13 protein-coding genes are annotated in these 12,792 nt (G+C 71.8%); 8 read left to right on the forward strand and 5 right to left on the reverse strand.

The features are described from left to right. Window positions 1–53: 53 nt before the first annotated feature. On the reverse strand, window positions 54–1,352 hold the full coding sequence (locus tag ACFQO7_RS01915; RefSeq protein ID WP_376804682.1) for a glucosaminidase domain-containing protein: 1,299 nt from the start codon (window positions 1,350–1,352) through the stop codon (window positions 54–56). 111 nt (window positions 1,353–1,463) lie between these two features. Here ACFQO7_RS01915 and typA point away from each other — a divergent pair, with 111 nt between their 5' ends. Together typA and ACFQO7_RS01925 are read left to right on the forward strand one after the other, a co-directional pair. Next, entirely contained in the window at window positions 1,464–3,326 is a 1,863-nt protein-coding gene (gene typA / locus ACFQO7_RS01920; RefSeq protein ID WP_376804683.1) for a translational GTPase TypA, read from the forward strand. 308 nt (window positions 3,327–3,634) lie between these two features. Beyond that, a complete protein-coding gene (locus ACFQO7_RS01925) occupies window positions 3,635–4,291 on the forward strand; it encodes a lysoplasmalogenase (RefSeq protein WP_376804684.1) in 657 nt (218 codons plus the stop codon). Window positions 4,292–4,414: 123 nt separating this feature from the next. Here ACFQO7_RS01925 and ACFQO7_RS01930 read toward each other — a convergent pair whose 3' ends face one another. Next, window positions 4,415–5,074, reverse strand: a complete 660-nt coding sequence (locus ACFQO7_RS01930) for a hypothetical protein (protein ID WP_376804685.1) — start codon at window positions 5,072–5,074, stop codon at window positions 4,415–4,417. A 67-nt stretch (window positions 5,075–5,141) separates the two neighbouring features. On the opposite strand from ACFQO7_RS01930, the gene ACFQO7_RS01935 reads away from it, so the two are divergent. The 3 genes from ACFQO7_RS01935 to ACFQO7_RS01945 all read left to right on the forward strand — a co-directional run bounded on the left by ACFQO7_RS01935 (window position 5,142) and on the right by ACFQO7_RS01945 (window position 7,866). Then, a complete protein-coding gene (locus ACFQO7_RS01935; protein WP_376804714.1) occupies window positions 5,142–5,975 on the forward strand; it encodes a serine hydrolase in 834 nt (277 codons plus the stop codon). A gap of 69 nt (window positions 5,976–6,044) precedes the next feature. After that, a complete protein-coding gene (locus tag ACFQO7_RS01940) occupies window positions 6,045–7,133 on the forward strand; it encodes a mandelate racemase/muconate lactonizing enzyme family protein (protein ID WP_376804686.1) in 1,089 nt (362 codons plus the stop codon). Between the two features lie 16 nt (window positions 7,134–7,149). Then, the gene (locus tag ACFQO7_RS01945) at window positions 7,150–7,866 is read left to right on the forward strand and encodes a C40 family peptidase (protein WP_376804687.1); all 717 of its coding nucleotides are present in this window, start codon (window positions 7,150–7,152) and stop codon (window positions 7,864–7,866) included. A 65-nt stretch (window positions 7,867–7,931) separates the two neighbouring features. Here the strand turns inward: ACFQO7_RS01945 and ACFQO7_RS01950 are convergent, their stop codons facing one another. From ACFQO7_RS01950 to pnuC, 3 genes are all read right to left on the reverse strand, one after another. Beyond that, entirely contained in the window at window positions 7,932–8,942 is a 1,011-nt protein-coding gene (locus tag ACFQO7_RS01950) for a TerC family protein (RefSeq protein ID WP_376804688.1), read from the reverse strand. Between the two features lie 247 nt (window positions 8,943–9,189). Next, complete coding sequence (locus ACFQO7_RS01955) at window positions 9,190–10,269, reverse strand: AAA family ATPase (RefSeq protein WP_376804689.1); 1,080 nt, start codon at window positions 10,267–10,269, stop codon at window positions 9,190–9,192. After that, the gene (gene pnuC / locus ACFQO7_RS01960; protein ID WP_376804690.1) at window positions 10,266–10,895 is read right to left on the reverse strand and encodes a nicotinamide riboside transporter PnuC; all 630 of its coding nucleotides are present in this window, start codon (window positions 10,893–10,895) and stop codon (window positions 10,266–10,268) included. Before pnuC ends, ACFQO7_RS01955 begins: the two co-directional genes overlap by 4 nt. Window positions 10,896–10,952: 57 nt before the next feature. Between pnuC and ACFQO7_RS01965 the strand changes: the two genes are divergently transcribed. From ACFQO7_RS01965 to ACFQO7_RS01975, 3 genes are read left to right on the forward strand one after another with little or no spacing between them, the layout of a single operon-like run. Further along, window positions 10,953–11,249: an antibiotic biosynthesis monooxygenase family protein gene (locus ACFQO7_RS01965; protein ID WP_376804691.1), complete on the forward strand. Its 297-nt coding sequence runs from the start codon at window positions 10,953–10,955 to the stop codon at window positions 11,247–11,249. Then, window positions 11,246–12,022 carry an alpha/beta hydrolase gene (locus ACFQO7_RS01970; protein WP_376804692.1) on the forward strand — a complete coding sequence of 259 codons (777 nt, stop codon included), beginning with the start codon at window positions 11,246–11,248 and terminating at the stop codon, window positions 12,020–12,022. The genes ACFQO7_RS01965 and ACFQO7_RS01970 overlap by 4 nt, the downstream gene beginning before the upstream one ends. 58 nt (window positions 12,023–12,080) lie before the next feature. Beyond that, window positions 12,081–12,722 (forward strand): tetratricopeptide repeat protein, encoded by a 642-nt coding sequence (locus ACFQO7_RS01975; protein WP_376804693.1) that lies wholly within the window; start codon window positions 12,081–12,083, stop codon window positions 12,720–12,722. Window positions 12,723–12,792: the final 70 nt, after the last annotated feature.

The following is a 12,792-nucleotide window of genomic DNA, read 5'->3' on the forward strand; positions in this document are numbered from 1 at the left end:
CCTGCCGTTTGTGGCCGATCGGCTGGTGGTGGGTCGCCCGGACGGGTGACCGGCTAACGCACGGCGTCCAGCCGGTAGAGGTCGTAGCGGCGCATCAGGTCGATGACGCGGTCCGCGTAGCGGGCCCCGCCGGGATAGCCCGCGACCTGCAGCTCCCGCATGAAACGCTCCGGGTCACCGGCGTGGCCCAGCGCCCGGACGTGCTGCGGTGCCCGGGCCACCAGTGCCGCGTGGTCGGCGAACGAGTCCGCCTGGTCGCGGTACACCCGCAGCGAGGTCCCCGCATACGCGCGGCAGCCCAGCGCGACGGCCGCCTGCTGCGCGTCGGCGCGAGGGTTCGGGGCTGCCGGCGCAGTCGCGCCCGGCCGCGGGCTCGCCGCAGCCTGCGGGCCGGCGACCGGCGAGGACTTGGCGTCCGGCGGATTCCCGGTGGGCTGCGCGTTCCCGGTGGGCTGCGGGCTCGCCGCGGCCGGGCGGTGCATGGCGGGCGGGGTGCAGGCCGTACCGAAATAGTTGTGGTCGCGGCGGGCGGACGCGGCCCGGCCCCAGTCCGACGCGTCGACCGCCTGGGCCACCAGCACCGAGGCGGGCACGCCGCTCGTTCGAGCCGCGGCCTGCGCCGGGCCGGACGCCTGCGCGACGAAGTCGCCGGACGACGCGGGCGGCACCCGCACCGGCTCCTGCCCGCACCAGGGCAGCCAGGGCCGCTGGGGCGACCAGCGCACGAAGGACTCGGCGACGTACCGGCCGCCGGCCAGCCGCAGCCAGACGGCCGAACCGGCGGCCTGCTCCCCGCTGGCCTGGCACAGCACTGCCAGCGCCTGGCCGTCGTCGACCGTGCCGAGCCGCGCCGCGCCCGTGCCCGGCTCGCGGCGCAGGTTGAGCACCGAGCCGCCGGTCGCGACCCGTGCGGTGACCGCGCCGGTGCTGCCGGAGCCGCACCACGCCACCTCGGGCCGGGCCGCCGGCCAGGCCAGGAACGCGTCCGGCAGGTACCGGTCCGCCCCGACGCGCATCCAGTACGCCGAGCGCCGTTCGGTGCCCGTGATCTGCTCGCCCCACACCTTGCAGTGCACCGCGACCCTGGTGTCGTCGCCGAGGGAGGCCATGGCCCGCTTGTCCGTGGCGGGGCCGGACCGCACGCTCACCACGCCGCCGTCGGTGTTGATGCGCGCGCTCGGCGCTGTCGGATCGGCGATCGCGGCCGGCAGCCCTCCGGACGCGGCCGGCACCGCCGCGGCAGGCACGGCTCGGGGGGCCGCCGCCGCGGCCAACGGGGCCGGAATCGCGGCGAGCAGCAGGAAGGGCGTGAGCAGAGCGGTGCGCAGGACCGTACGCGGCGTGGCCGACATACCACCAATAACGGAAGTTACGCGCGAAAGACACCCATTCATCCGGGTGATACCCGCCACCCGAACGACCCCGACCGCTATTTTGGATCACGCCTGCCGGACAATGGATCCATGCTTACCCGCCCCGATCTCCGTAACGTCGCGATCGTCGCCCACGTCGACCACGGCAAGACCACGCTCGTCGATGCCATGCTCACGCAGGCCGGCGCCTTCCACGCGCGCGCCGCGGCCGCCGACCGGGTCATGGACTCCGGCGATCTGGAGCGGGAGAAGGGCATCACGATCCTCGCCAAGAACACCGCCGTCAAGTACGTCGGCGAGAGCGGCGAGCAGGTGACCATCAACATCATCGACACGCCCGGCCACGCCGACTTCGGCGGTGAGGTCGAGCGCGGCCTGACCATGGTCGACGGTGTCATCCTGCTGGTCGACGCCTCCGAGGGCCCGCTGCCGCAGACCCGTTTCGTGTTGCGCAAGGCGCTCAAGGCCCGCATGCCGATCATCCTGGTCATCAACAAGGTGGACCGGCCCGACGCGCGGATCAAGGAGGTCGTGGACGACACCTACGAGCTGTTCCTCGACCTCGACGCCGACGAGTCGCAGATCGAGTTCCCGATCGTGTACGCCTGCGCCCGCGACGGCATCGCCTCGCTGACCCAGCCCGAGGACGGCAAGGTCCCCACCGACAGCGACTCGCTGCAGCCGCTGTTCCAGGCGCTGCTCGACACCATCCCGGCGCCGACCTACACCGAGGGCGCGCCGCTGCAGGCGCACGTCACCAACCTCGACGCCTCGCCGTTCCTGGGCCGCCTCGCGCTGTGCCGGGTCCGCGAGGGCCGCATCCGCAAGGGCCAGACCGTCACCTGGTGCAAGACCGACGGCACCCAGCAGAACGTGCGCATCTCCGAGCTGCTGATGACCGAGGCACTGGAGCGCAAGCCGGCCGATGAGGCGGGCCCCGGCGACATCATCGCCGTCGCAGGCATCGCCGACATCATGATCGGTGAGACCCTGGCCGACCCGGAGAACCCGATCCCGCTGCCGCTGATCACCGTCGACGAGCCCGCCATCTCGATGACCATCGGCACCAACACCTCGCCGCTGGTCGGTCGGGTCAAGGGCGCCAAGGTCACCGCGCGCATGGTCAAGGACCGGCTCGACAAGGAGCTCATCGGCAACGTGTCGCTGCGCATCCTGCCGACCGAGCGCCCCGACGCCTGGGAGGTGCAGGGCCGCGGCGAGCTGGCGCTGGCCATCCTGGTCGAGCAGATGCGCCGCGAGTCGTACGAGCTGACCGTCGGCAAGCCGCAGGTCGTCACCAAGGACATCGACGGCAAGCTGCACGAGCCGGTCGAGCGCCTGACCATCGACTCCCCCGAGGAGCACCTCGGTGTGATCACCCAGCTGCTGGCCACCCGCAAGGGCCGCATGGAGCAGATGGTCAACCACGGCACCGGCTGGATCCGGATGGAGTGGCTCGTCCCGGCCCGCGGCCTGATCGGCTTCCGGACCGAGTTCCTGACCGACACCCGCGGCACCGGCATCCTGCACCACGTCTTCGAGAAGTACGAGCCGTGGTTCGGCGAGCTGCGCACCCGCAACAACGGCTCGCTGGTCGCCGACCGCTCGGGCGTGGTGACCGCGTTCGCGATGACCAACCTCCAGGAGCGCGGCACGCTGTTCGTCGAGCCGACCGTCGAGGTGTACGAGGGCATGATCGTCGGCGAGAACTCGCGCTCCGACGACATGGACGTCAACATCACCAAGGAGAAGAAGCTGACCAACATGCGGGCGTCCACCTCGGACGAGACCGAGAAGCTGATCCCGCCGCGCAAGCTCTCCCTGGAGCAGGCGCTGGAGTTCTGCCGCGAGGACGAGTGCGTCGAGGTCACCCCGGCCGCGGTACGCATCCGCAAGGTCATCCTCGACCAGACCCAGCGCGGCCGCCTCGCCGCCCGCCGCAAGCACGCCTGACCCACCCGCAGCAACCACCGAGGCCCCCGGCCGCGCCCCACAGGCGCCCCGGGGGCCTCGCTGCGTTGATCATGAACTTATGGCACGGCTCGTCGGCGAGTCGTGCCCACAACTTCATGATCGATCGTGATGGCCGGCGGCGCCAGAGCCCTCGTTGAAGATGATCATGAAGTTGTGGCGATGACACGCCGTCGACCCGTGCCATAAGTTCATGATCAACGCGACGGTGGGGCCCGGGGCGAGGGGGTGTTGGGCGCGGGCTACTGGTGGGTATGCTGCGCGGACCCTCGACCCTCGGGAGATCCACAATGCGCGCAGACCGGCTGGTGCTGGGGCTTTTCGGCCTCGCCTCGGTGCTCAACATCCTCGCCGCCGGCCTCGGGAGCAAGCCGCTGGACTGGGCGACCAAGCCGCTGCTGCTGCCCCTGCTGGCGCTGTGGTACTTCCTGAACCAGCGGGGCAAGGGGGTGCCGCCGACGACCGGGATCCTGGCCGCGCTGCTGTTCTCCTGGGCCGGTGACGTGGCACTGCAGTTCGAGGGCAGCACCGCGTTCATCATCGGCATGGCGCTGTTCGGGACCGCGCACGTCTGCTACGTGACGACCTTCGTCCGCAACGGGGCGCTCGGCCGGGTGCGCCGGTTCCCCATGCTGCTGGTCCCGATCGGGTACGCGATCTTCCTGGTGGGCGCGCTGACCTGGCTCTGGCCCGCGCTGTCCGAGGCGGGGCTGGCCGTGCCGATGGCCGTGTACGGCACGCTGCTGTCGTCGACCGCCGCACTGGCGTCGGCCTTCGGCTGGCGCACCGCGCTCGGCGGCGGCCTGTTCCTGATCTCCGACCTGCTGATCGCGGTGCGCGTCGCCGACGCGTTCACCATCCCCGGCCCGCCGGTCTGGGTGATGGTCACCTACATCGCGGCGCAGTTCCTGCTGGCCACCGGCTGGGCCGAGCGCCGCACGGCCTGACCCGCGCACGGGGCGCACCGCACGACCCCAGCCCCCCGACCTCTTCATAGACGCTTGCCTATGACGTCGACTCCGGGAGACGGAAAGTAGATGTCATAGGCCAGCGTCTATGAAAGCGCGCCGTCAGGACGGGTCGGCGGCGAGGCAGTAGATGTCAATGCTGGTGGTGCGGCCGCGCCGGGTGTGGGTCTCCTCCACGACGCCGATCGTGTCGGACGGGCACTGGTCCTCGTCGTCGACGACCTTCGTCACCATGCCCTGGTTCGGCCGGCCGCAGTCGACGAACTCGACGTCGGAGCCGCTCGCGACGACGCACTTGCCGATCTTGTTCGCCGGGTCGGCGGCGACGACGGCGACCGCGACCAGGCCCACCAGAGCCAGCGGGACGAGCAGGCCGACGATGGTGGCCCGCTGGTAGACGGGCTTGCCCGGGTTCCACGGCGTGCCCGACGAGCCGTCGGGGGCCGGGACCGGCTCGGTGAGCCGGTTCAGCTTGCGGCGCGCGAACAGGTTCATCAGCAGGATGAACGGCGTGATGATGAACGACGCCCAGCCCCACCAGCCCTGCACCAGGGTGCGGCTGGTCATGGTGCGGAAGATCGCCAGTCCGCAGGTGCGGCAGTAGGTCCCGCGCTCCTTGAGGAACTGCATCATGATGATCAAGCCGCGGTGGCCGCGGAAGGTCATCTCCGCGGCCGGGCTGCAGCCGCAGTTCTGGCAGCGGTATGTACGGTCCGGCTGCGGCGCCGGCGAAGAGAGGTACGAGGGGATCAGTTCGGTCACGGCGCGGGACTCTAGTGCAGCCCGGGGCATGCCGCGGCCCCGGAAGTGGGTACGCTGCCAAACCGTGATCACGCTGCAGAGCCTCACGCCCGAACTCGACGCCTTCCCGGGCACCGCCTCGGTCTGGTGCGGCCCGCTCGACGGGTCCGCGGTGTTCGCGCGCGCCGAGCACCACCTGCACTACGCGGCCAGCACCATGAAGGTCGGGGTGATGGCGGCCGCCTGGCGGGCCGCCGAGGCCGGCCGGCTCGACCTGGACGCCGAGATCCCCGTGCACAACGAGCACGTCTCGGCCGCGCCGGGCGCCCCGGTCTACACCAACGACCCGGCGTACGACAGCGACCAGCAGGTGTGGGACCGGCTCGGTCGCGGCGCGCCGCTGCGCTGGCTGATCGAGCGGATGATCGTGCGCTCGTCCAATCTCGCCACCAACCTGGTGCTCGGCGCGCTGGGCCCGAATGAGCAGGCGTTCGCGCAGGTCAACGAGGTGTGGCAGCTCGCGGGCGCGTCCCGGGCGCACACCGACCGCGGCATCGAGGACTACCCGGCGCGGGAGAGCGGGATCAGCAATGAGGTCACCGCCGCCGACCTGGCCGCGCTGTTCGGCGCGCTGGCCGACGAGCGGCTGGCATCGGCCGCCGGGTCGGCCGCGATGATCGACGTCCTGACCGCGCAGCAGTGCCGCGACGACCTGCACCTGGGCCTGCCCACGGGCACCCGGGTGGCGCTGAAGAACGGCTGGGTCACCGGCGAGCGGCACAGCAGCGCGCTGATCTTCCCGCCGAACGCCGCGCCGTACCTGCTGGCGGCCTGCACCACGGGCGAGGTGTCCGACGCGGACGCCTGCGCGCTGCTCGGCCGCATCGCGGCGGCGAGCTGGGCGCAGCTCGGCGTGAACTGACCGCCACCCTGGTCAGTCGTTACCGATCGGTGCTTCTGCAGCATCCGCTTCAGAAGTAGGGTCGAAAGCGTGTCGATCACCGCAGTTCGCACGCGCCGGATCTCCGCGCCGCTGCACACCCCCTTCGTGACCGCCCTGCGCCGGGCAACCGCCGTGGAGACGCTGCTGGTGGAGGTGGTCGACGCCGACGGGCGGTCCGGCTTCGGCGAGGCGCCGCAGGTCTGGGCGGTGACCGGGGCGAGCCTGGCCGGCTCGCAGGCCTGCGTCGAGGAGATGATGGCCCCGCTGCTGCTGGGCCGCGACCCCGACGACCTGGCCGCCCGCTGCCGCGACATGGCCCGCGCCGTGGTGGGCAACGAGGCCGCCAAGATGGCCGTCGAGATCGCCCTGCACGACCTGGCCGCGCGCCGTCTGGACATTCCGCTGGTACGCCTGCTCGGCGGCACGACCCTGACGGTGCCCACCGACGTGACGCTGTCCGCGGGCGAGGCGGGAGCGCTGGCCGTGGCCGCCAAGCAGCGCCTCGCCGAGGGCTTCACCGCGCTGAAGCTCAAGGTCGGCACCGACGCCGCGGGCGACCTGGCCCGGATCCGCGCCGTGTGCGACGCTCTGGAGCCCGGCCTGAGACTGCGCCTGGACGCCAACCAGGGGTGGACCCCGCGCGAGGCGGTGACCATCGTCAACCACATCGCCGCGCTGGAGCTGCCGGTCGAGCTGGTCGAGCAGCCCGTCGCCCGGCACGACCTGGACGGCCTGGCCTGGGTCAGCGCCCGCGCCGACCTGCCGATCATGGCGGACGAGTCGGTGTTCGGCCTGCGCGACCTGGTCGAGGTGATCCGCCGCCGGGCGGCCGACCTGGTCAACGTGAAACTCGCCAAGAGCGGCGGGCTGACCGTGGCCCGTACGCTGCTGGAGCTGGCCACCGCCCACGGCCTGGGCACCTGCGTGGGCTCCATGATGGAGGGCCCGGTCGGCATCGGCGCGGCGGCGAGCCTGGTCGCGGCCCACCCGACCACCGTCGTCAGCGACCTCGACGCGGCCTGGTGGCTGTCGGCCTCGCCGGTCTGCGGCGGCATCCGCTACGAGGGCGCCACGGTGGTCCTGCCCGACGCCCCCGGCCTGGGTGTGTCGCTGCCGAGTCCGGGCTCGGCCGAGTGATTCGCGAGGTGTGCGCATGAAGATCGCCACGGTGACCGCCCCGGTGGCGACGCTCTGGTCCCGCCCCGACGCGCCCCGCCCAGGCGTCGACGCGGCGGCCCTCGGCCCGCATTGCGACCTCCGGTCCTGGGCGGCCGGCCTCGACGACAGCGGCCGCCTGTACGACGGCGTGCTCACCCAGTTGCTGCACGGCGAGCCGGTGCTGATCGAGGAGATCCGCGACGGCTGGGCCCGCGTGGTCGCCACCGCGCAGCCCGCGGCCAGGCTCGACCCGCGCGGATACCCCGGCTGGCTGCCGCTGGACCAGCTCAGCGTGCGTGAGTCCGCCGACGGCGGCGCGGCCGGGGTGGACGGCCTCGCCGCGCTGGAGGTGGCCCGCGCCTGGCTCGGTGTCCCCTACGTCTGGGGCGGGCTGACTCCGTACGGCATCGACTGCTCGGGCCTGGTCCATCTGGCCTTCCGCCAGCTCGGCGTGACCACGCCCCGCGACGCCTACGACCAGCACGCCGCCGCCGCCGACGTGCCGCTGGGCACTGAACGCCCCGGCGACCTCTACTTCTTCTCCCGCCCTGACGGCCGCATCCAGCACGTCGGCTTCGTGACCACCCCACCGGCCCCCGACGGCCGCCGCCACATGCTCCACGCCTGCGGCGACGCCTACCTCGTCGTCGAAGAAGAACTCCGCCCCAACCGCGTCGCCACCCTCGTCAGCGCCGGCCGTCTCACCCCCTGACCCGCTCGACACGAGAGCCCCGCCCGGCGGACCGGGGCGGGGCTCTTCGGGGTGCGGACGCGGGGTCAGCCCACCGGGGTGGGGGACTTCTCCTCGTGGTTGTTCTTGGCCTCGCGGGAGGACTTGATGAGGCTGGCGACCGTGGCGATGGCCAGGATGCCGATGATCACGCCCAGCGAGACGCCGATGCTGATGTGCGGGACCGCGGTGATGGGCTCGCCGCCGTTGATGAACGGAACGTTGTTGCCGGCCAGGGCTTCCATGATCAGCTTCACGCCGATGAAGCCGAGCACCGCGGCCAGGCCGAGCGACAGGTAGACCAGCCGGTCCAGCAGGCCGCCGAGCAGGAAGTACAGCTGGCGCAGGCCCATCAGGGCGAACACGTTCGCGGTGAAGACCAGGAACGGCTCCTTGGTCAGGCCGAAGATCGCGGGGATGGAGTCGAGCGCGAAGATCAGGTCGGTGGTGCCGATGGCGATCATCACGATGAGCATCGGGGTGAAGAAGCGCTTGCCGTTCTGCACCACGGTCATCTTCGCTTCGTTGTACTCCTTGCTGATCGGCAGCACCCGGCGGCTCCACCGGATCAGCGCGTTCTCCTTGAAGTCCGACTCGTCGCTCTCACCGTGCTTGGTGAGCGTCCAGGCGGTGTAGATCAGGAAGACGCCGAAGATGTAGAACACCCACACGAAGCGCGACACCAGCGCCGCGCCGGCCGCGATGAACGCGCCACGCATGATCAGCGCCAGCACGATGCCGATGAGCAGCACCTTCTGCTGATAGATCCGGGGCACGGCGAACCGGCTCATGATGATCACAAAGACGAACAGGTTGTCCACGGACAGGCTGTACTCGGTGACCCAGCCGGCGAAGAACTCCTGGCCGTACTGCGAGCCGTGGTTGTAGAAGATCCAGGCGCCGAACGCGCAGGCCAGTGCGACATAGAAGACCACCCAACCGGTGGCCTCCTTCATCGACGGCTCATGCGGGCGCCGCCCGATGATCATCAAGTCGAAGGTCAGCAGCGCCAGCAACCCGATAAGGGTGGCGGCCCATTCCCAAGTGGACACGTTCATATGAACAGACCTCCGGTCGGCATCATTTTTGCCCCGGAGGTCTCTCCTGCCACCGGTGTGCCACCGATGACCGACGATGCCGGGATCACACCAGGCCTATGGTGGCCGGGGGGAGCCGTGCTGACGACACCGTCGTGAGGGATACTCCCCTCCCGCGTCTCTCTATTGTTTACCACGCCGAGCCGTAAACCCAGACGGGGTCGCCCGCACGGACGGGCGATCGGGTCATCCGGGACATCCGGCCAGGTCAGCCAAGTGGTGCAGCCAACCTCCAGCCCGCGCTCAGCACCTGCTCGCACGCCTTCACCGCCGCCCTGGAGCGCACTTCGTGTGATCCCGACAACTCCACGACCGGGACCCCCGACCCCGCGAGGACCTCGCGGAACCGGCCGGTCATCCAGCCACGCAGGTGCTCCCCGTCCCGCAGCCCGTCGTCGTCGAACGCGACCCCGACAGGCGAGGTCAACAGGTACAGATCGGGACGCCGGGCCAGCGCGCGCACCTGCGGTGACGAACTGCCCAGGTATCGCTCCTCCCAGACCTGGGTCGCCAGGGCGTCGGTGTCGCAGATCAACAGCGGTGAGCCCGACCGGGCGGCCGCGTCCTCGGCTGCCGACTGCGCCCGGGCCACCTCGACGAAGTCGGCGCGGTCCCAGGTCACGTCGAACACCGTGGCCGCCGGGTCGGCCGCCTGGAGCAGGTCCAGTTTGCGTGCGGTCAGCTCCCGGCCGTACTCCGGGACCCAGCGGGTGGACGCCCAGACCCCGCCACGCGCGGCGTAGTGCTCCGCGAGTGCCGCGGCCATCGTGGTGGTGCCCGTCGACTCCGCCCCCAGCACCACCACCCGGCGGGTGAACCAGGCCCGCACCGGGGCGGACAGCAGGTCCCAGTGCGCCACCGGGTCCGCGCGCACCGCGGTGCCCGACACCGGGCAGGCCACGCGGGGGGTGTCGACCTCCACGTGCACCGCCCCGAACCGGCGGGCCAGCTCATCGCCGTACTTCTCCGAGCTGAACACGGCGTCCACGGGCCGGTCGCCGACCGCCTCGCGGAACACGGCGCAGTGCGCGTCCCAGGCCGCCGGATCGTCGTAGTCGACCCGCAGGTCGTCGTAGCGGCCCGCGAAGCGCACCCACGGGGTGTCCGCGTGCTCCTCGCGCAGCCAGTCCAGCCGGGTGTCCAGCGGTATCGACTCCTGCCGCGACGGCGCGACCACCACGGTGACGGCCGCGCAGGCCGCGGCGGCCGTCCGGATCAGCAGGTGGTGGCCGGCGTGCGGCGGGTAGAACTTGCCCACCACCATGCCGTGGGCATACGGGCGGGTCATGCCGCCACCGGTGCGGCCACCCGGGCCCGCAGCGCGTTCTGCCAGGCCAGCAGGCCCGCCACGCACAGGCCCAGGAACACCACGTACAGCGCGCCGGTCAGCCACAGGTCCTTGTAGAGGTAGAGCGGGATGTAGAACAGATCCGCGATGATCCAGATCCACCAGCTCTCCAGCTTCTTGCGGGTCTGCAGGTACGTCGCGACGAGGGAGAGCACCGTGGTCAGCGCGTCGGGCAGCGGCACCGTCGAGTCGGTGACCCGGTCCAGCAGCAGCCACAGCCCGGCGGTCGCCGCCACGCCCGCCACGGCCAGCACGGTCCACTCGGCCCGCGTGGTCCGCGACACCTCCAGCCGGCCGCCGCGCTCCCCGCCCCGGAGCCACTGCCACCAGCCGAGCAGGCCCAGCGCCACGTAGACCACCTGCAGGCTCGCGTCGGCGTACAGGCCGTAGGTGACGAACACCACGCCCAGCAGCACCACGTTGAGGATGCCGACGGCCCAGTTGGCGACGTTCTGGCGCACCAGCAGCCACACGTTGAGCACACCGGTGCCGAAGCCGAGCACCTCGGCCCAGGTCATCGGCGTGCCGTACACGGTGAGAGCGGTGCTGAGCAGCCAGTCGAGCATGGGCGACACCCTAGGGCACCCGTGCCAGGGCCGGACGGCCGTGCGAGGATCATCGACATGGTGCTCGAGATCGCCCAGATCGACGTCCTGCCCGGCCAGGAGGACGGCTTCGCCGCCGCGTACGCGCAGGCCCGGCCCATCCTCGCCGACACGGAGGGCTGCCTCACCACGCGGATGACGCGCGGCATCGAGTCGCCGTCGCGCTTCGTGTTGCTGGTCGAGTGGGAGTCGGTGGAGGCGCACGTGGAGAACTTCCGCAACACCGACCGCTTCACCCAGTGGCGCACGATCCTCAGCCCGTTCTTCGCCAAGCCGCCGTTCGTCGAGCACTACGCCGACGTGGCCGGTGAGTGACGCGCGCTGAGCCCGGCCGCTTGCGCACCGCCGACATGACCGGCCGCATCCTCACCACCTCCGACGGCGTACGGATCGACGCCCACCACGACCCGGGTGACCCCGGGCTGGCGATCGTCGTCGCGCACGGCTTCACCGGCTCCCGGCGGCGCGAGGCCGTGCGCCGCGCCGCCGGGGTCTTCGGGCGGAACGCCGGTGTGATCAGCTTCGACTTCCGGGGCCACGGCCGCTCCGGCGGCCTGTCCACGGTCGGCGACCTGGAGATCCACGACGTCGAGGCGGCCGTCGCCTGGGCCCGTGAGCTGGGTTACCGCCGCATCGTCACGGTCGGCTTCTCGATGGGCGCGTCCGTCGTGGTCCGTCACGCGGCGCTGCACCGCGGCGTCGACGCCGTGGTGGCAGTCAGCGGGCCGGCCCGGTGGTACTACCGGGGCACCCCGCCGATGCGGCGCGTGCACTGGGTGCTGGAACGGCGGCTGGGACGGCTCGTCGGCCGGGTCGCGCTGCGCACCCGGATCGCGTCCGGCGGCTGGGACCCGGTGCCCGACCCGCCGTACGCCGTGGCCGGGCTGATCGCCCCGATCCCGCTGCTGGTCGTGCACGGTGACGCGGACGCGTACTTCCCCGTCGAGCACGCCGAGCAGCTCTACGGCAACGCCGCCGAGCCCAAGGAGCTGTGGCTGGAGTCCGGCTTCGGCCACGCCGAGAACGCCGCGCCCGACGAGCTGCTGGAACGCATCGGCGCGTGGGCGCTCGCACACGCCGGCAACTGATCCGGCCAGCTCATTCCGGGGCTGCGCCCGCACCGTCCGTCCAACTAGGTTGGTGGGCATGAACGGGGACGAACGACTGACCCGCGCCGGCGAGTCGTACGAGAACGCCGTCTTCGGCGGCGACACCACCGCGACCGAGCCCGCCCACCGCGACCTGGACAGCCTCGAAGCCGACCTGTCCCTGGCTCGCGGCCGACTGCTGCACGCCGACTTCCTGCACCGGCGCGAGGAGGACCCGGGCGAGCTGCCCGCGTTCGAGCGCGCCGCGGAACTCTACGCCCAGCTCGGCGACGCGCGCGGCGAGAGCGAGGCGCTGTTCTGGCTCGGCTGCTTCCACCAGGTGGTGCGCGACGACGCCGACACCGCCCGGCCGCTGCTGCAGCGCTCCTACGACCTGGCCCAGCACAGCGGTGACGAGCTGACGCGGTCGTACGCGGTGCGCCACCTGGGCTTCGCCGACCTGGAGGCGGGCGACCGCGCGAGTGGCCGGGAGAAGCTGGAGGAGTCCGCTCGGATCCGCCAGGAGCTGGGATTCCTGCCGGGCCTCGCGGCGGCGCAACTGGCGCTGGGCCAGCTCGCTTATGCGGAAGGCCGGGACGAGGAGGCGGCGGAGCTGCTCGAACAGGCCCGCACCGCGGCCGCCCGCAGTCGCGCCCACGGGGTGCTCGCCTGGATCGACGCGGCCCGCGTCCGGATCTGACCGGCCACCACCCGTTCCCCGCTACGGCGACCTGGCCGAAACGCCGTCGCGGGAGCCGAGGATCGGCTCC

Origin of the sequence: Catellatospora aurea, assembly GCF_042663325.1 — a bacterium.
GTDB lineage: Bacteria > Actinomycetota > Actinomycetes > Mycobacteriales > Micromonosporaceae > Catellatospora > Catellatospora aurea.

Coding starts and splice junctions, on each gene's coding strand:
- pnuC (WP_376804690.1), bottom strand. CDS start 10,895: ATGCTCGACTGGCTGCTCAGCACCGCTCTCACCGTGTACGGCACGCCG.
- ACFQO7_RS01925 (WP_376804684.1), top strand. CDS start 3,635: ATGCGCGCAGACCGGCTGGTGCTGGGGCTTTTCGGCCTCGCCTCGGTG.
- ACFQO7_RS01955 (WP_376804689.1), bottom strand. CDS start 10,269: ATGACCCGCCCGTATGCCCACGGCATGGTGGTGGGCAAGTTCTACCCG.
- ACFQO7_RS01965 (WP_376804691.1), top strand. CDS start 10,953: ATGGTGCTCGAGATCGCCCAGATCGACGTCCTGCCCGGCCAGGAGGAC.
- ACFQO7_RS01945 (WP_376804687.1), top strand. CDS start 7,150: ATGAAGATCGCCACGGTGACCGCCCCGGTGGCGACGCTCTGGTCCCGC.
- typA (WP_376804683.1), top strand. CDS start 1,464: ATGCTTACCCGCCCCGATCTCCGTAACGTCGCGATCGTCGCCCACGTC.
- ACFQO7_RS01915 (WP_376804682.1), bottom strand. CDS start 1,352: ATGTCGGCCACGCCGCGTACGGTCCTGCGCACCGCTCTGCTCACGCCC.
- ACFQO7_RS01950 (WP_376804688.1), bottom strand. CDS start 8,942: ATGAACGTGTCCACTTGGGAATGGGCCGCCACCCTTATCGGGTTGCTG.
- ACFQO7_RS01975 (WP_376804693.1), top strand. CDS start 12,081: ATGAACGGGGACGAACGACTGACCCGCGCCGGCGAGTCGTACGAGAAC.